This is a genomic window from Mycolicibacterium septicum DSM 44393, from assembly GCF_000455325.1.
In the GTDB taxonomy this organism is placed as follows: Bacteria; Actinomycetota; Actinomycetes; order Mycobacteriales; family Mycobacteriaceae; genus Mycobacterium; species Mycobacterium septicum.
The window spans coordinates 552,870-569,806 of record NZ_HG322953.1 but is presented as its reverse complement, the minus strand read 5'-3'; the positions used below and the strand labels follow the sequence as shown (position 1 = coordinate 569,806).

The following is a 16,937-nucleotide window of genomic DNA, read 5'->3' as shown; positions in this document are numbered from 1 at the left end:
GGGCCTGGCCACCGGCAACGACGCGGTCAAAGACTCCGGGATCCGGGGCTTCTGGATCGCACTGCTCATCTTCTCGGTGCTGGCCGCCATCCTGGTCACCCGGGTGCTGGTGGACCTGTTCATGACCCAGCGCTTCATGCTGGCCTGGCGCACCTGGCTGACCGACCGGCTCACCGGTGACTGGCTCGACGGCCGCGCCTACTACCGGTCCCGGTTCATCGATCAGACCATCGACAACCCCGATCAGCGCATCCAGTCCGACATCGACGTGTTCACCGCGCTGTCGGGCCCGCAGCCCAACACCCCGCACCAGACCAGCAACGGCACACTGCCGTTCGGCGCCATCTCGTCGGTCGTCTCGGTCGTCTCGTCCACCTCGATCCTGTGGAACCTCTCGGGTGACCTCAGCGTCTTCGGGCTCCAGATTCCGCGCGCGATGTTCTGGTCGGTGTTCGTCTATGTCGCCTTCGCCACCGTCATCGCCTTTGCCCTCGGCCGCCCGCTGATCCGGCTGTCGTTCAACAACGAGAAGTTCAACGCGGCGTTCCGCTACGCGTTGGTGCGCCTGCGCGACGCCGCCGAGTCGGTCGCGCTGTACCGCGGCGAGAAGGTCGAACGATCGCAGCTACGCGTACGTTTCGCCGCGGTCGTCGCCAACTACAAACATTTCGTCAACCGGACCATGGTGTTCACCGGCTGGAACCTGTCGATGAGCCACATCATCATCCCGTTGCCCTGGGCGCTGCAGGCCCCGCGGTTGTTCGCCGGCCAGATCCAGCTCGGCACGGTCAATCAGTCGGTGGCCGCCTTCGGCGCGATCCAGGATGCGTTGTCGTTCTTCCGCAACTCCTATGACACGTTCGCGGGTTACCGCGCCTCGATCATCCGCCTGCACGGCCTGGTCACCGCCGACGAGCAGAGCCGCGAGCTGCCCAAGTTGGAGGTCGCAGAACTCGCCCAGGGCTCCACCAGCCTGGTCGAGCTCGATGACGTCGAGGTGCGCAACCCGGCCGGCGAGCAGTTGATCGACGATCTCAGCCTGTCCCTGGCAGCCGGCGAGGCGATGATCATCACCGGCAAGTCGGGTACCGGCAAGACCACACTGTTGCGCAGCATCGCCCAGCTGTGGCCGTACGCGTCGGGCACGGTGCAATGCCCGCAGGGTGACAACGAGACGCTGTATCTGTCGCAGGTTCCCTACGTTCCGTTGGGCGATCTGCGGACCGTGGTGTCCTACCCGCACCAGCCCGGGGAGCTGCCCGACGAGGCGTTGCAGGATGCCCTCCTCGCGGTCGCGCTGCCGCGCTATGTGGACCGGCTCGACGAGGACGGCGACTGGGCCAAGGTGCTCTCGCCCGGCGAGCAGCAACGCGTCGCATTCGCCCGAGTGCTACTGACCAAGCCGAAGGTGGTGTTCCTCGACGAGGCGACCTCGGCGCTCGACGAGCCGCTCGAGTTCATGATCTACAGCCTGATTCGGCGCGAACTGCCCGACACCGTCTTGGTGAGCGTCACCCACCGCTCCACGGTGCACCGGCACCACAACACGCACCTGGAACTGCTCGGCGAGGGACAGTGGCGACTGGGGCCCGTCGACGAGACCGAACCTGTCGGCGTGTAATGCCTGCTGAAGCACGCTGGCAGCCCACCCCTGTCCCGCGTCTGGTAGGACGGTGGCACGACAGTACGTAGTAAGGTAAGCCTTCGCACAATGCCCGACCGTTGCATCGTGCTCCCCTCACCGACCACCAAGGGTTCCTGATGGCCGATTCCAGAGCCCCCCACACGGGGGTTGCTCGATGGATCCGTCGATTCGCCATTCCGGTGATTGTCGGCTGGATCGCACTGCTCGCATACCTGAGCGCCACCGTCCCTCCGCTCGAGGTGGTGGGCCAGATGCGCTCGGTGTCGATGAGTCCCAGCGACGCACCGTCGGTGATCGCGATGAAGCGCGTCGGCACGGTGTTCGACGAGTTCCACTCCGACAGCTCCGCGATGATCGTGCTGGAGGCCGAGGACAAGCTCAACGACGACGCCCACCGGTTCTACAACGACATGGTCGACAAGCTGGAAGCCGACAAGAAGCATGTCGAGCACGTCCAGGATTTCTGGGGTGACCCGCTGACCGAGGCCGGCGCGCAGAGCAACGACGGCAAAGCCACCTATGTGCAGGTCTACCTGGCCGGCAACATGGGTGAGGCGCTGGCCAACGAATCGGTGGAGGCCGTCCAGAAGCTGATCGCGGGGCTGACCCCACCCCCGGGCCTCAAGGTGTACGTCACCGGGCCGACCGCCCTGGCCGCCGATCAGCAGATCTCCGGCGACCGCAGCGTCAAGATCATCGAAGGCGTCACCTTCGTCGTGATCATCACGATGCTGATGCTCGTCTACCGGTCGATCATCACGGTGATCCTGGTGCTGGCGATGGTGGTGATCGAGCTCTCGGCTGCCCGCGCCGTGGTGGCTTTCCTCGGCTATCACGAATTGATCGGACTATCGACCTTCGCGACGCAGCTCCTGGTCACGCTCGCGATCGCCGCGGCCACCGACTACGCGATCTTCCTGATCGGCAGATATCAGGAAGCCCGAAGCGTGGGCGAGGACCGCGAACAGGCGTACTACACGATGTTCCACGGCACGGCGCACGTGGTGCTCGGCTCCGGTATGACGATCGCCGGCGCGACGTTGTGTCTGCACTTCACCCGGCTGCCGTATTTCCAGACTCTCGGCATCCCGATGGCCGTCGGCATGACGGTCACGGTGTTGGCCGCGCTGACGCTGGGCCCGGCGGTGATCACGGTGGCCAGCCGGTTCGGCAAGGTGCTCGAGCCCAAGCGCGCCATGCGCATCCGCTTCTGGCGGCGACTCGGGGCCTTCGTGGTGCGCTGGCCGGGGCCAGTTTTGCTGGGCACCATCCTGCTCTCGCTGGTCGGCCTGCTCACGCTGCCGGGCTACCGGACCAACTACAACGATCGCAACTACCTGCCGACCGATCTGCCGGCACAGGAGGGGTTCGCGGCGGCGGACCGGCATTTCTCGGCGGCCAAGATGAACCCCGAGTTGCTGCTCATCGAAACCGACCACGACGTCCGCAATTCGGCGGACTTCCTGGTGATCGACCGGATCGCCAAGCGAGTTTTCGAAGTGCCGGGGGTCGGCAGCGTGCAGGCCATCACCCGCCCGCAGGGTGAGCCGCTGGAATTCAGCACCATTCCCGCCCAGATGAGTATGGGCGGGGTCATGCAGACGATGAACCGCAAGTACATGCTGGACCGCGCCGATGACATGCTGCTGCAGGCCGACGAGATGCAGAAGACCATCACCACGATGGATCAGATGATCGCGTTGATGCAGGAGATGAGCGGCATCACCCACAACATGGTCGGCAAGATGGACCGGATGGTGGTCGACGTCGCCGAATTGCGGGACCACATCTCCGATTTCGACGACTTCCTGCGTCCGCTGCGCAACTACCTGTACTGGGAACCGCACTGCGCCAACATCCCGGTGTGCTGGTCGATGCGTTCGGTGTTCGACGGCCTCGACGGTGTCGACACGCTGACCGACAGCATCCAGGAACTGATGCCCGACATGCATCGGCTCGACGAACTGATGCCGCAGATGGCAACGATGATGCAGCCGCAGATCGAGACCATGCGGACCATGAAGACGATGATGCTGACCATGTATCAGACCCAAAAGGGTCTGCAGGATCAGATGGCGGAGATGCAGGACAACCAGACCGCCATGGGTACGGCATTCAACGACTCGAAGAACGACGACACGTTCTATCTTCCACCGGAGACCTTCAACAACGCCGACTTCAAGCGCGGCATGAAGAGCTTCATCTCTCCGGACGGAAAAGCCGTGCGTTTCATCATCTCTCACGATGGTGATCCGCTGACGCCGGAAGGCATCGGCATCATCGACGACGTCAAGCTGGCCGCCAAGGAAGCCATGAAGAACACTCCGTGGGAGGGTTCCAAGATCTACATGGGCGGTACCGCCTCGGCGTTCAAGGACATGCAGGAGGGCAACAACTACGACCTGCTGATCGCCGGGATCTCGGCGCTGTGCCTGATCTTCATCATCATGCTGATCATCACCCGCAGCCTGGTGGCGGCCGCCGTGATCGTCGGCACGGTGCTGATATCGCTGGGAACGTCATTCGGTTTGTCGGTTCTGGTGTGGCAACACCTGATCGGGATCGAACTGCACTTCATGGTGATGGCGATGGCGGTGATCGTGTTGCTGGCCGTCGGCGCTGACTACAACCTGCTGTTGGTGGCACGACTCAAAGAGGAACTGCCTGCCGGTATCAACACCGGCATCATCCGGGCCATGGGTGGCAGCGGGTCCGTGGTGACTGCGGCCGGTCTGGTGTTCGCCTTCACCATGATGGCGATGGTGGTCAGCGAGATGATCGTGGTCGCCCAGGTCGGTTCCACGATCGGACTGGGTCTGCTGTTCGACACACTGGTGATCCGGTCGTTCATGACACCGTCCATTGCGGCGTTGATGGGCCGCTGGTTCTGGTGGCCACAGCTGGTGCGCGAGCGACCGGCGCGCGGCGTGGTGGCGCGGGCGATGGATCGGGAACGGTCGAACGCCTAGAGCACGCCGAGCCGGCACTGCGGCGGATTGCAGTCAGTATCGAGCAGTGATCCGCCGCCTAGGGGTTATCCACAGATCGCCGAACGGCTCTGGTGAGGATCGCGCCGGTCGACGAGCATCGATTCTGTGGACGTCGGTGATGTTCTTCGGCAGCAGGATGGGGTGATCTCGCGTCGGCAGGCGTTGGACGCGGGGCTGGCTGAGCATGAAATCCGACGATTGCTCAGACGCAATGAGTGGGCGCGGGTGCACGCCGGCGTTTATGTAGAACACACCGGCCCGCTGAGCTGGATACAACGGGCTTGGGCTGCAGTGCTTTACGCGGCCCCGGCCGCCCTTTGCCTCGAATCGGCGTTGGGTGCGCAATCGTTGCCGATCCATGTCGCCGTCGATCGGCAACGGTCGACATCGGCTGAGCCGGTCGGCGTCCGCATTCACCGTGTCGCCCACCTCGATGATCGTGTGCTGTGGAACGCGGGCCCGCCGCGGACGCGTTACGAGGAAGCCGCTCTCGACGTCGCCGGCCGTTCTGCGCGCGAACTCGATGCCATAGCCGTGCTGGCCAATGCCTGCCAATCTCGGCGCACCACTGCGCGGCGGCTGCTGAAAGCCCTCGACTCGCGTGGTCGGCTGCGGCGTCGTCGCTGGTTGCGGGCGGCACTCGTCGACATCGCCGAGGGCACCTGCTCGGTTCTTGAGCACGGCTATCTTGTCCGCGTCGAGCGTCCTCACGGTCTGCCGCGAGCGACTCGCCAGCAGCGGTCCGCCTCATCGCTCGGCGTCTGCTATCGCGACGCCGAGTACGGAGAACAGCTCGTCGTCGAGCTCGACGGCAGGGCGTTTCATGATTCGGCGACCAGGCGAGATGCGGATTTCGAACGGGATCTGGATGCCGCGGTCGACGGCCGTTCGACCGTCAGGCTGTCCTATGGGCAGGTCTTCGACCGGCCGTGTCAGACCGCAGCCAAGATCGCTCAGATTCTGCACCGGCACGGGATCGCGGTAGCCGGTCGCCCATGCGGGCCTGGGTGTGCGTTCACACGACTCGACCGCGCCGCGTAGCCGTCCAAGCGGCGGATTGCAGTCAATATCAAGCAGTGATCCGCCGCATTGGATATTCGCCGCCGAGACCTAGGCAACTGATGCCGCTATCAACAGCTCGGCGGCGGCGTCGACCCGCGGCCTGTCCGCGGTGACCAGGCCGTCCTGGCACAGTCCACGCAGGCCGGAAACCACCAATGTGGCACGCGCGCAGGCGCTGTCGGCGGGATACCCGATCACGGACAACGCTTGCGCGATCGGGGCGATCATCACTTCGACCGCGTTTCGGGCGGCCTCGCCGTAAGTCTGGGGGTCGGTGACCGCCAGACTGAGGACCTGCAACAGCAGGCGCACATTGCGGCGTTCGCCGCCCCGGGTCAGTTCCCGCCACAGGGTCCGTGCCGCAGCCACGAATTCGTCTGCGGTGGTGACACGGGCGAACATCTCCCCCAATTGCGGACGGCTCGCATCCAGGGCCTGTGCCAGCAGCTCAGCCCGGTCGCCGAAGTAGTACAGCAGCATGCGTTTGCTCGTACCCAGGGCCTCGGCCATCGGCGCCAGCGACATCTCGCCGATGCCGTGCCGTTCGAGATACCCGACGACACCGTTCAGCAGCTCTTCACGCTTCACGGGATCTGCTGTGCGGGCCACCCCTTGACTGTACCGATCGGTACATTTATAGTCAATAGCGTACCGATCGGTACATTTGTTGCGGATTGAGGAGGGCCTCATGACCGGACTTCGAGTTGCCGTCGTGGGCGCGGGTATCGGCGGGTTGACCGCCGCAATTGCTCTACGAGCCAATGGCATCGACGCGACCGCGTACGAACAGGCGCACGAGCTCAAGGCGCTCGGCGCCGGGGTCGCCATCGCCACGAACGGATCCCGCATCCTGAACAAGCTCGGCGTGGGCGATGCGGTGGCAGCGATCGCCGGTCCGGTCACGCACTATCAGTTCCGCACCTGGCAGGCCGAGCCGATAGCCGGCGAGCCGTCGACGCTCGGCTTCGGGGACCCGGCACGCACCTGGTGTCTGCACCGCGGCGAGTTCCAGAAAGTGCTGGCCGACGCGCTGCCCGCCGACGCCCTGCAGTTGGGCCGATCCTGCGTCGGGGCCACCGAGCACGGCGACGGGGTCCGGGTCGAATTCTCCGACGGCACAACGGTCGACGCGGACCTCCTGGTCGGCGCCGATGGCATCCACTCGCGGCTGCAGGGCAAGGTGACGCGCCCGGCCGCACCCGTGAGCGAGGGAATCATGGCCTACCGCGGGCTGATTCCCGCCGACCGGCTGCGCGGAGTGGTCGACATGAATGCCAGCTCGATGTGGCTCGGCCCCCGGCAGAGTTTCCTGGCCTACCCGGTGTCCGCCGGCGAGCTGATCAACATCGTCGCATTCGTCCCCACCAACCTCACCGTGACCGAATCATGGACCGCCCCTGGCGATGTGGCCGAACTCGCGGCTGCCTACCGGGGCTGGGACCCGAGAGTGTCATCGATCATCGACGCGATGGATTCCACGTTCCGGTGGGGAATCTACGACCGGGAACCGTTGGACCGTTGGTCCACGGATCGGATCACCCTTCTCGGCGACAGTGCCCATGCGGTCACGCCGCACCTCGGCCAGGGCGCCAACCAGGCCATCGAAGACGCGATGACGTTGGCCGTCGTCTTGCGCGACGCGCGGCCCGGCGAGATCGGCACGCGGCTGCGGCACTACGAGAACCTGCGCATCGACCGCACCGGCCACGTGCGCCGGCAGGCCCGCGCCGCAGGACACATCTACCGCTCGACCGAACTCACCCCGCACGCACAGGCGGAGCAACTGCAAGCGATCCTCGACAGCGTCGCCATCAACACCTACGACGCCGAGCGGGTCGCCGAGAACGCAGGCCAGGCCGCCTGAGCCGTCAGGAAGGCTGCTCCGTCTCGATGTAGGCGGCGAGGACGTCGACCAATGTCCCGAGCTCCCTCGACGAGTCGACCGGCGTCGGCCACACCATCTGCGCCACGACCAGGCCCCGCAGGGTGGCCCAGATCAAATTTCCGATCCCGGCGCCCTTCGGCGCGGACAGTCCTTCGGCCAGATGGGAGCCCAGCCGGTTGAGATGCTGCATCAGCTCGGCCAGGTGGGTGTTGGCCGAACTGTCACGCATCCCCCGCGTGGAGATCAGGATCTCCAGGGCCGCCATCGACACCGGGCTGGAGAATGCGCGCCAGACGGTGTCGACGATCAGCTCGGTGCGTGCCCGGGTCGTCATCCCCTCATCGAAGGCGGGTAGGTCGGCCAGCGTTTCGGCCAGATCGCCGAATCCCTTGTCCACCACGGCCATCAGCAGACCGTCGAGGTCGCCGAAGTGGTACTGGACCACACCCCACGTCACCCCGGCCCGCCCGGTGATGTGCCGGACGCTGGGTGGGGTGAATCCTTCGTCCAGGATGCAGCGCACCGTTTCGGCGATCACCGCCGCACGGGTGCGTTCGGCACGGGCCTGGCTTCCGGTGGCGGGCCGACGTGGCGCGGTCATGGTCGCGATGTCACCACATCACCCCGCGGAGGTGATCCAGCGGGCGCAGGTCGTGCGCGGCGAGGATGCCGCTCGGCGCGGTGCACACCGTGTCGATCGCGTTGATGGCGCGCGCCGCAGTGGCGATCACGCCACCCTCATTGTGGTCGACGCCCGGCCCGCCGACGTGGGTGTTGATCTCGACGCCGGGACTGCCCTCGATGACGACGCGATGCACACCGGGGTGGCCGTCGGGCGGGTACGGCCATTCCGGCGCCGCCGCCTCGGTCAATCGGTTGACGTGCTCCATCGTGATGACCGCTGCGCCGTCGCGCATCCCCTCGACGCCGAACCGGACCGCTGCCACCTGCCCTGGGTCGACATTCATCATGGTGCACTCGATGGGCTCAGAGGTGACCCAGGGCTCCCAGCGCTCACGGACCTCGTCGAGCGTCACACCCAGGTCGTCGGCCAGGGCGCGAACCTGCGCGCCCCACATGGAGGCAAGCACGCCCGGCAGGGACATCACCGGGCTGTGGTCAGCAGGTTCTCCGAAACCAAAACTGGCACCGGTGAATTCGGCGTCGTCGTAGGAACCGTAGTCGAAGACCTCCTGCACCGTGATGGCAGTGGCGCGCGCCGCCAGGCTCAGGGCGGTGTAGACGAGCGTGTCCCCGGAGAAACCCGGATCGATCCCGTTGATGTACAGGGTCGATTTCCCCGCGGCACAGGCTTCCCGCAGCGGTCCGCTCAACCATTCCCCGGCCTGATCGGGTGCGACCATCCAGACGAAGGAGGTCCCGACGACGTTCGTGCCGGCCCGCAGAAACCGGGTGATGTCGGAAAGCGCCTCGGCAGGGCGGGTTTCGGCTTGTGACGTATAGACGACACAGTCCGCGCTCAGGCTGACCAATCGGTCGATGTCGTCCGTGGCGATCACCCCGGTCGCTCCGTCGATGCCGCACAGTTCTGCCGCGTCGCGCCCGATCTTTCCGGCACCGGACGCATGCACTCCGACGAGCTCGAGATCGGGGCGTTCGATGAGGCTGCGCAGCGCGTGCCGACCCACGTTGCCAGTGGAGAACTGGATGACGCGACGGGACAAGGGATCTCCTCAGAGCAGGTCGGTGATGGTCTTGAGACCGGCCTCGTAGAGAACCCCGGGGAGCATGCCGCCGTCGATCTCTATGGTGGTGCCGTTGATGAAATCGGCTGCGCCGGAGGCGAGGAAGACACAGGTCCGGCCGACCTCGGCCGGTTCGCCGCCGCGCTTCATGGGGACGGCGTCGAAGTACTTCGTTCCCGTCGGATCGTCTTTGGGCAGTACGAAGGAGCGGAAGTTCTCAGTGATCGTCGGCCCGAGCGCAACGCAGTTCACCCGTGCCGTGGGGCCCCACTCCTCGGCCAGGGAGCGGGTCAGCTGGTTGAGGCCGGATTTGGCCGCGCCGTACGACACCAAGGTCGGCGATCCGGCCGGGTGTCCCGCACCGCTGGAGATGTTGACGATGCACCCGGTGCCGTCCTGGGTCTTCATCTGGCGAAACACCCTCACGGCGAACCACATCGGACTGATGAGGTTCATCTGAACGGCGAACGCGTGGAACAGCGCGGTGCGCTCGAAGTCGTCATCGGAGGACGGGGCACCCTGAATCCGCGACACCAGGGCCGGGACATCCTCGGCGTGCGGGGAGGGAACGGTGCCGCCGGCGTTGTTGATCAGGATGTCGATCCGGCCGTAGGTGTCGGTCACCTGCTGCACGAAGGTATCGATCGCGCGGTAATCGCCTTGGTCGCAGACCAACTGGGCAGACCGATCCCGCCAGGCATCCTCGATCCCCGGAATTTCCGGCAGTGCCGACCGTGAGCACCCCACGACGGTCGCCCCGGCGCGAAGCAGTTCATGCGCGATGCCGACGCCCACACCGCGGCTGGTTCCGGTGACGATGGCGACTTTGCCTTCGAGTGCTGCCACGAGCCAGAAAATTACACGTTTAATGTTTTGGCGGCAATGGTGCACTACCGGCCTGACCATGGAGCGGGATGGCCTCACCGGTTCGCCGGTGGCTACCGCGCGAGCAGCGCCGCTTCCTGCGGGGTGACCAAGCGCTCCTGCTTGGCGGGATACCGCCGGCTCTTGATGGGGCAACGGATCAGCGAGAGGGCGATCCGCGCGGTGCGCGCGTCAACTGTTCGGCTGATGTACACGGCGGCTCACTCCGTTCCTCTGGTTGACCGTTGTCGGCTTGGTATCGGATACACGGTGCGTGGGGGCATCGGGTTCACGGCTCCCCTGGCAACATCGGTACCCCGGGGATCATCGGGTAGGCGCCGGCCGGTTGTTGCACGATGCCGGCCGGTTGTCGGACGGTACCGACCGGGGCGCCGAGACCGGGTTGAGCCTTGTGACCGCCGGTCAGTATCGACAACAGCGATGCGTAGTCATCGATGGCGTTGACCAACGCGCCGGGGTCGAACGGCACCGCGGGCGCCTGCTCGTCGGTGGCGAGCGGCGTCCGCGGTGCGGCTGCCGCGGACGCATTGCTCACCGCCAGGACCGCCAACGGACCCGCGAGGATCAACGCCGCATACCCGAGTCGTCGGCCAAAGGTGCTGTATGCAGACATCTGGTTTCCCCGATCTGACGTGAAGTGCATTTGTTGCACTTGAGTCACTTTGGAAACACTGGTCTGCAACGGTCACATTTGGGGCACGACACCGTCACAAATCGCACCCTATGGCGTGCCTTTGTCTTTGCCAGACAGCGGCTGTGAGACGCTGCCGCGCTCGCAGGAGGTCAGTTCTCCTTCAGGCCCAACGCGCGGACCATCGTGAAGAACAGGTCGGTCTGATCACTGAGACCGACGATGTTGGCTGCGCCGGGACCGTAGGCAGCGATGCGCAGCTGGGATCCGGTGTGACCCTGGTCCATCGCATCGAGGTTGTCCGAGGTGCCGTAGGAGACGGTCAGGTTCTGGCCGTCCTTGGTGCGCAGGACCCGCGTCAGACCCGGGTAGATGGCGCCGCGGGTGACCTCGAAGGGCAGTTTGGCCTCGGTGGCGGCGTCATGGACATCCTCGACGCTCATGGATTCCACGATCTGGCTGCTGTGCGCATGGTCAGCGGTGACGATGACCAGGGTGTCCTTGTTCTCCTCGGCGAAATCGAGGGCCACCTTGGCGGCCTCGTCGAGATCGACGGTCTCGCCGATCTGCCCACACGGGTTGGCGGCATGGTCCTGCTTGTCGATCGAGGCGCCCTCGACCTGCAGGAAGAAGCCGTCCCCGTCTCCCTTGAGCAGATCGATGGACTTCTTGGTCATGGCGGCCAGCGTGGGCACCGAGGCACCGCGGTCCGGGTTGTCCTTGCACTCGGCAGCCGGTTCCAGATAGCCGCCCTTGCCGGCGACCGGTCCGCTCCAACGGGTCGGCATGTTGCCATCGGCGAACAGGCCGAGCAACGGCGCGTCCTGGTCGGCCTTGTCCGCCTTGTCGAGTTCGTCGGCGTTGCGCACGATGGTGAAGCCGCGCTCCTTGGCCTGAACTTCCAGCGTCTTGCCTTGGTAATCACCGGCTTTGGCGACCTGCGCGAAGGTCTCGGCGCCACCGCCCATCACCACGTCCGCGCGCGTTGCCAGCAGCTGCTCGGTGATCGAGCCGTTACCGCCCTTCTCCAGGGCGTTGGACGGGCAGTCCTTGGTCGTCTCGTCAGGTCCGTAGCAGTCCCGTTCGGTGACGTGGGCGAGCTGAACTGCCGGGGTGGCGTCTTGGATCTCGGAGGTGGTGATGTCGCCGGTGGCCTTGTCTGCCTCCTTGGCCAACTGCAGCAGCGTCTTCTGATCCTTGCCGTGGATGTCCACCGCGATCGCACCGTTGTAGGTCTTGGTGCCGGTGGCCCAGGCCGATCCGCCGGCCGCCGAGTCGGTGACGTACGTCGGCTTGCCGCTCTTGTCCAAGGAGTAATGGGTGTACTGCCCCGTCAGCGGGAACGCGTCCAGCCCCGGGAAGGCGCCGCCGGCGCCGTGCGCGTAGTTGCGGGCCACGGTGATCTCCGAATCACCCATGCCATCGCCGATCAGCAGGATGACGTTCTTCGCGCCGGAGTTCTTGATGGAGTCGGCGATCAGTGCGGCGCGATCATCGCCGGCGCGGGTTGCACCGCCGCGCTCGGACAACGTGCCCTTGGCGGCGGGGTCGAGCAGCGGCAACGACGCGTCGTCGTTCTTGCCTCCACCGCAGGCCGCAGCCAGGGCTGCCGTACACACCAACGCCGCCACCACGTACCGCCTGCGAGTCATCCATGTCTCCGTATCCTCGTCATCTCCGTCAAGCCCAAACATGGTTGAAGCTGCATGTGAACCGATGTTTGCCCGACAGTCGACACCCGGGTAACGGCAATCAAACAGATAGCCGGGCTATCGGGACCGACAGTTGCCACAACAGCCGCGACACGTATTTGCCATGGGAACTACCTGGCAATTGGTCGCGTCAATATCGTCCAACCACCTTTGCCCGCGTTGATACCGTGCGGCAAACAGGAACGGGGATGTCCATGACGAAGCGCACCACAACCTGCCTCTTCGGGGCGATCGCGATCGGCCTGGCCGCCACGGCGTGCAGCCCGGTGACCGAGAAGGCCGCAGCCACGACCACGACAGCGCCTCCGGCCACCACTGTCACCACCAGCGCGGCCGCGGGCGGTGAATCACTGACGTCTCTGTTGCCGACACCGGCCGACGTCCAGCAGACCAAAGGTCCCGACGACATCGCCGACGGCGGCATCCACCTGCACTACCAGGTCAACGGCGCTCCGGACGCCGTGATGACCGCGTACAAGAACGCGCTGCAGGGCAAGGGCTGGGCGCTCACCACCATCATCTCCTCCAGCGGTGGCGGAGGCGGCGGGGCGACCTACACCGGCACGCACGGTGACGCCTACGGCGTCTTCGACGGCGGCGGATATGCCAACAGCACCTACATCGACGTGTGCACCTGGCCCGCGAAGCCGGCGAATCCCAACTGCAGTCGCAGCGATCGTTAGCGACGCACTCTCGCGCCAGTTGCGCGGCAGATTACCGCGACACCGATAGCGGTGGATGCCGGCCGCCGACAGCCCATCAGATTCGCCCGTCGGGCGTTCTGAAATCACAACGTAGCCAACGTGTTGCGTGCGATCTATACATCGACCACGGTTGATCGCCCTACGCTAGAGGGCATGTCCGGCCCGTCTCCGCGGTCGCGGTCTACGGTTGCCAACCTGGCCATGCATTGTGTGCTGGCCGGATTGCTCGCGGCGGTGTTGATGTTCCCCGTCGTCGGCGGTGTCGGGATCATGACGGCGCGGCTATCCGACACGGTGGCACAGGATTCCGCGGAGGTCCTCAAAGGGGACGCACCGATCGTCACCACCATGGTCGACGCCTCGGGCCAACCCATCGCATGGCTGTACGAGCAGCGTCGGTGGGTGGTGCCCATCGACCGGATTGCCGACACCATGAAGCTGGCGATCGTGTCGGTCGAAGACAAGCGCTTCGCCGAGCACAACGGCGTCGACGTCCAGGGAACGCTGAACGGGCTCTTCGGCTACATGCGGGGCATCGACGACGTGCGCGGCGGGTCGACCCTCGAGCAGCAGTACGTCAAGAACTACAACCTCCTGGTCAAGGCGAAGACCGATGCCGAGCGGCGCGCGGCGGTCGAGGTCAGTCCCGCACGCAAGCTGCGGGAGATCCGGATAGCACTCGCGATGGACAAGACACTCCCGAAGGGGGAGATCTTGGCTCGGTATCTGAACCTCGTGTCGTTCGGCAACGGCGCGTACGGGGTTCAGGACGCGGCGCGTACCTACTTCGGTGTCGACGCTGTGGACCTCACGTGGCCGCAGGCCGCGCTGTTGGCCGGCGTGGTGCGGTCCACCAGCGCACTTAACCCCTACACCAACCCGGACGGTGCCCTCGCCCGGCGCAACCTCGTGCTCGACACCCTGATCGACTATCTGCCGGACCGGGCCGAGGAGCTGCGCGCCGCGAAGGCGGCACCGCTGGGAGTGCTCCCCCAGGCCGACCCGCTTCCGCAGGGCTGCATCGCCGCGGGCGACCGCGCCTTCTTCTGCGAATACGTCCTGAATTACCTCGCGCGCGCAGGCCTGACCATGCAGGACGTCGCGCGCAACGGGTATTTGATCCGCACGACGCTCAATCCCAAGGTGCAGGACAGTGTCATGGCGGCCATCGAGAAGTACGCGGACCCCAACGCCCCCGGAGTCGCCAGCGTGATGAGTGTGATCACGCCGGGCAAGGACACCCACCGAGTGATTGCGATGGGCGACAGCCGCACGTACGGACTCAATCTCGATGCCAACCAGACCGTGCAACCGCAACCCTTTTCGTTGGCCGGTGACGGCGCCGGATCGATCTTCAAGATCTTCACCACGGCCGCCGCCCTCGACATGGGAATGGGCATCAACGCTCAGCTCGACGTTCCCGGAACATTCATGGGCAAGGGCCTGGGCAGCAGCGACACCCCCGGTTGCCCGAGGGAAACCTGGTGTGTGCGCAACGCGCACGGTTTCAAGAGCCCACTGAGTGTCACCGACGCCCTGGCGCAATCGCCCAATACCGCGTTCGCCAAACTCATCTCACAGATCGGGGTGCCGCGTGCGGTGGACATGGCTGTCCGATTGGGGTTGCGGTCCTATGCCGAACCCGGCAGTGCCCGCGATTACAACCCCGACTCCAACGAGAGCATCGCCGATTACGTCAAGCGGCAGAACATCGGATCTTTCACCCTCGGCCCGTTCGAGCTCAACGCGCTGGAGTTGGCCAACGTCGGGGCGACCCTCGCCTCGGGCGGCACCTGGTGCCCACCGAACCCGATCGACAAGATGTTCGATCGGAACGGCCGTGAGGTGGGTGTGCAGACCGTCCCCTGCGACCAGGCGGTACCCGAAGGCCTTGCCAACACGTTGGCCAACGCGCTGGGCAAGGATCACTCGAGCGGAACCGCCACCGGCGCAGCGAGTTCGGTCGGCTGGAAACTGCCGATGTCCGGGAAGACCGGCACCACCGAGGCCCACCGGTCATCGGGCTTCCTCGGCTTCACCAACCAGTACGCGGCCGCAAACTACGTCTTCGACGACTCCTCGAACCCGTCGGGGTTGTGTTCGTACCCGTTACGCAAATGCGGCGACGGCACCCTGTTCGGCGGTACGGAGCCGGCCTTGACCTGGTATGCCGCAATGAGTCCCGTCGCCGACGACTTCGGTCCCATCGCCCTGCCTCCCACCGACCCGCGCTATGTCGACGGTGGCCCGGGCGGCGAGGTACCGAGCGTCACGGGAATGAAGGTCGACGATGCCCGTAAACGCCTGCTGGACTCCGGTTTCCGCGTCGCCGACAGAACCACTCCGGTCAACAGCAACGCAACCAAGGGTTCGGTGATCGGGACGACGCCGAGCGGCAGGACCATTCCCGGCTCGATCATCACGATCAACACCAGCACCGGGTATGTGCCACCGCCGCCGCCGGTATATGTGCCCGGACCCGAACTGCCGCCGCCACCAACGCTCAACGAGCTGGGGCCACCCCCACCGCCCAACGTCATCGAGATCCCCGGGCTGCCGCCGATAACCCTGCCGGCGCCACCGCCGCCGCCACCACCTCCGCCGCCCCCTGCGTGACGCCGGGAGCCGGGCGCTAACGCCAATAACCCTCATGGGGCTGCGCCGCTTCATCTTCCAGCAGCGGGCCGATCACCGTGATCGCCCGCTGACCGTGCAGAAGGATGTCCCGGCAGGGCAGTGCGAACGAGCCTTGCTTCGGGTTGTCGCCGGTGAACTCGAACGGCCGGCGTGCCGACAAGCCGTAGACGACCCTGCCGATCCCGGTCCAGTAGGCAGCACCCGAGCACATCACACACGGCTCGGTGCTCGCATACAGCGTCGCGTGATTCATCCCGTCGTTGCCCAGCACCCGCCATGCCTCCGCGGAGGCCATCAGCTCGGCGTGCTGGGTCGGGTCACCGTCGGTGAGTGCCGACGTGTTGGCGCGCTCGACGACCACAGCGCCGCCTGCATCGGCGACCAGCGCACCGTAGGGAGCGCTGCCGCTCCGCCGGGCGTCCTGCGCCAATGCGAAAGTGCGCCGCAGCAGCGCAAGGTCGGCATCGCTGGGAGCCGGCTCGGCATGGGCCTGCCCCGAACCCACGCCCGTCGCCCCGGCCAGCCCGACCAACGCCCCAGCCCCGAGCAACACCGTCCGCCGGTGCAGATTCGCCATGGTCGAGGATGCTAGCGGCGCCGAAGCGCCGTAGGTTTGAATATCGACGGTTCTGGCAATTCCTGTCGCCGACAACACTTCAGTTGCTCTCGAGAGGATCGGACAGACCATGATTGTGCTCGGCATCGTTCTTTTACTGATCGGCTACTTCGCCGGGATCTCGATCCTCTACACGATCGGTGGCATCCTCCTGGTGATCGGGATCATCCTGTGGATACTCGGCGCCGTCGGGCGTCCGGTGGGTGGGCGAAAAGTCTGGTTCTAGCGGGTTTGCGAACGCCCGCGTGACGGCTCCCGGCCCCGTTCCACCTGGACCGTAACCTGCCGATAAGCAACAGATTTCACGATCTGCGGTTACGCAGTCATTCCGGAACGGTGACCGGATATGTCGGAGCCAATCCGGTGGCGAGTGTGTAGGTTAACTCGGCGATCGCCGTGGATCGGCGACGAAACCTACACACTCGCCACAGCATTCGTAAGCAGATACACCAGAGCCCGACTCG

General features: G+C 65.5%; 15 protein-coding genes. 7 read left to right on the top strand and 8 right to left on the bottom strand.

From position 1 onward, the window contains the following. From TX88_RS29510 to TX88_RS29500, 3 genes are all read left to right on the top strand, one after another. Nucleotides 1–1,621 (top strand): ABC transporter ATP-binding protein/permease (locus TX88_RS29510; RefSeq protein WP_044523354.1); only part of this gene is annotated, 1,621 nt, incomplete at its 5' end. A gap of 140 nt (nucleotides 1,622–1,761) precedes the next feature. After that, complete coding sequence (locus tag TX88_RS29505) at nucleotides 1,762–4,614, top strand: MMPL/RND family transporter (RefSeq protein ID WP_044523347.1); 2,853 nt, start codon at nucleotides 1,762–1,764, stop codon at nucleotides 4,612–4,614. Nucleotides 4,615–4,740: 126 nt separating this feature from the next. Then, nucleotides 4,741–5,676, top strand: coding sequence for a type IV toxin-antitoxin system AbiEi family antitoxin domain-containing protein (locus TX88_RS29500; RefSeq protein WP_044523335.1), 936 nt, complete (start codon nucleotides 4,741–4,743; stop codon nucleotides 5,674–5,676). Nucleotides 5,677–5,745: 69 nt separating this feature from the next. On the opposite strand, the gene TX88_RS29495 is transcribed toward TX88_RS29500, so the two are convergent. Next, a complete protein-coding gene (locus TX88_RS29495) occupies nucleotides 5,746–6,306 on the bottom strand; it encodes a TetR/AcrR family transcriptional regulator (RefSeq protein WP_044523330.1) in 561 nt (186 codons plus the stop codon). A 79-nt stretch (nucleotides 6,307–6,385) separates the two neighbouring features. Here TX88_RS29495 and TX88_RS29490 point away from each other — a divergent pair, with 79 nt between their 5' ends. Further along, on the top strand, nucleotides 6,386–7,561 hold the full coding sequence (locus TX88_RS29490; protein WP_044523327.1) for an FAD-dependent monooxygenase: 1,176 nt from the start codon (nucleotides 6,386–6,388) through the stop codon (nucleotides 7,559–7,561). A 4-nt stretch (nucleotides 7,562–7,565) separates the two neighbouring features. Here TX88_RS29490 and TX88_RS29485 read toward each other — a convergent pair whose 3' ends face one another. From TX88_RS29485 to phoA, 6 genes are all read right to left on the bottom strand, one after another. Then, the gene (locus tag TX88_RS29485; protein ID WP_044523324.1) at nucleotides 7,566–8,183 is read right to left on the bottom strand and encodes a TetR/AcrR family transcriptional regulator; all 618 of its coding nucleotides are present in this window, start codon (nucleotides 8,181–8,183) and stop codon (nucleotides 7,566–7,568) included. 10 nt (nucleotides 8,184–8,193) lie between these two features. Beyond that, nucleotides 8,194–9,267: an NAD(P)H-dependent amine dehydrogenase family protein gene (locus tag TX88_RS29480; protein ID WP_209447120.1), complete on the bottom strand. Its 1,074-nt coding sequence runs from the start codon at nucleotides 9,265–9,267 to the stop codon at nucleotides 8,194–8,196. Between the two features lie 9 nt (nucleotides 9,268–9,276). After that, a complete protein-coding gene (locus TX88_RS29475) occupies nucleotides 9,277–10,134 on the bottom strand; it encodes an SDR family NAD(P)-dependent oxidoreductase (protein WP_044523319.1) in 858 nt (285 codons plus the stop codon). A gap of 92 nt (nucleotides 10,135–10,226) precedes the next feature. Further along, nucleotides 10,227–10,367: a hypothetical protein gene (locus tag TX88_RS34405; RefSeq protein ID WP_162563219.1), complete on the bottom strand. Its 141-nt coding sequence runs from the start codon at nucleotides 10,365–10,367 to the stop codon at nucleotides 10,227–10,229. A gap of 74 nt (nucleotides 10,368–10,441) precedes the next feature. Next, nucleotides 10,442–10,786 (bottom strand): hypothetical protein, encoded by a 345-nt coding sequence (locus tag TX88_RS29470; RefSeq protein ID WP_162563231.1) that lies wholly within the window; start codon nucleotides 10,784–10,786, stop codon nucleotides 10,442–10,444. Between the two features lie 170 nt (nucleotides 10,787–10,956). Further along, a complete protein-coding gene (gene phoA / locus TX88_RS29465; protein ID WP_044523314.1) occupies nucleotides 10,957–12,456 on the bottom strand; it encodes an alkaline phosphatase in 1,500 nt (499 codons plus the stop codon). Between the two features lie 254 nt (nucleotides 12,457–12,710). On the opposite strand from phoA, the gene TX88_RS29460 reads away from it, so the two are divergent. Further along, nucleotides 12,711–13,199 carry a hypothetical protein gene (locus TX88_RS29460; protein ID WP_110918264.1) on the top strand — a complete coding sequence of 163 codons (489 nt, stop codon included), beginning with the start codon at nucleotides 12,711–12,713 and terminating at the stop codon, nucleotides 13,197–13,199. Between the two features lie 174 nt (nucleotides 13,200–13,373). Then, nucleotides 13,374–15,836 carry a transglycosylase/D,D-transpeptidase PonA2 gene (ponA2, locus tag TX88_RS29455; protein ID WP_044523308.1) on the top strand — a complete coding sequence of 821 codons (2,463 nt, stop codon included), beginning with the start codon at nucleotides 13,374–13,376 and terminating at the stop codon, nucleotides 15,834–15,836. Nucleotides 15,837–15,852: 16 nt separating this feature from the next. Here ponA2 and TX88_RS29450 read toward each other — a convergent pair whose 3' ends face one another. Further along, nucleotides 15,853–16,434: a nucleoside deaminase gene (locus TX88_RS29450; RefSeq protein ID WP_084622245.1), complete on the bottom strand. Its 582-nt coding sequence runs from the start codon at nucleotides 16,432–16,434 to the stop codon at nucleotides 15,853–15,855. A 109-nt stretch (nucleotides 16,435–16,543) separates the two neighbouring features. On the opposite strand from TX88_RS29450, the gene TX88_RS34635 reads away from it, so the two are divergent. Then, nucleotides 16,544–16,699, top strand: a complete 156-nt coding sequence (locus tag TX88_RS34635) for a hypothetical protein (protein ID WP_110918226.1) — start codon at nucleotides 16,544–16,546, stop codon at nucleotides 16,697–16,699. Nucleotides 16,700–16,937: the final 238 nt, after the last annotated feature.

What these genes read in the sequence shown, in the direction of transcription:
- TX88_RS29505 (WP_044523347.1), top strand. Translation starts at nt 1,762, where the DNA reads ATGGCCGATTCCAGAGCCCCCCACACGGGGGTTGCTCGATGGATCCGT.
- TX88_RS29490 (WP_044523327.1), top strand. Translation starts at nt 6,386, where the DNA reads ATGACCGGACTTCGAGTTGCCGTCGTGGGCGCGGGTATCGGCGGGTTG.
- TX88_RS29485 (WP_044523324.1), bottom strand. Translation starts at nt 8,183, where the DNA reads ATGACCGCGCCACGTCGGCCCGCCACCGGAAGCCAGGCCCGTGCCGAA.
- TX88_RS29470 (WP_162563231.1), bottom strand. Translation starts at nt 10,786, where the DNA reads ATGTCTGCATACAGCACCTTTGGCCGACGACTCGGGTATGCGGCGTTG.
- phoA (WP_044523314.1), bottom strand. Translation starts at nt 12,456, where the DNA reads ATGACTCGCAGGCGGTACGTGGTGGCGGCGTTGGTGTGTACGGCAGCC.
- TX88_RS29460 (WP_110918264.1), top strand. Translation starts at nt 12,711, where the DNA reads ATGACGAAGCGCACCACAACCTGCCTCTTCGGGGCGATCGCGATCGGC.
- ponA2 (WP_044523308.1), top strand. Translation starts at nt 13,374, where the DNA reads ATGTCCGGCCCGTCTCCGCGGTCGCGGTCTACGGTTGCCAACCTGGCC.
- TX88_RS29450 (WP_084622245.1), bottom strand. Translation starts at nt 16,434, where the DNA reads ATGGCGAATCTGCACCGGCGGACGGTGTTGCTCGGGGCTGGGGCGTTG.
- TX88_RS34635 (WP_110918226.1), top strand. Translation starts at nt 16,544, where the DNA reads ATGATTGTGCTCGGCATCGTTCTTTTACTGATCGGCTACTTCGCCGGG.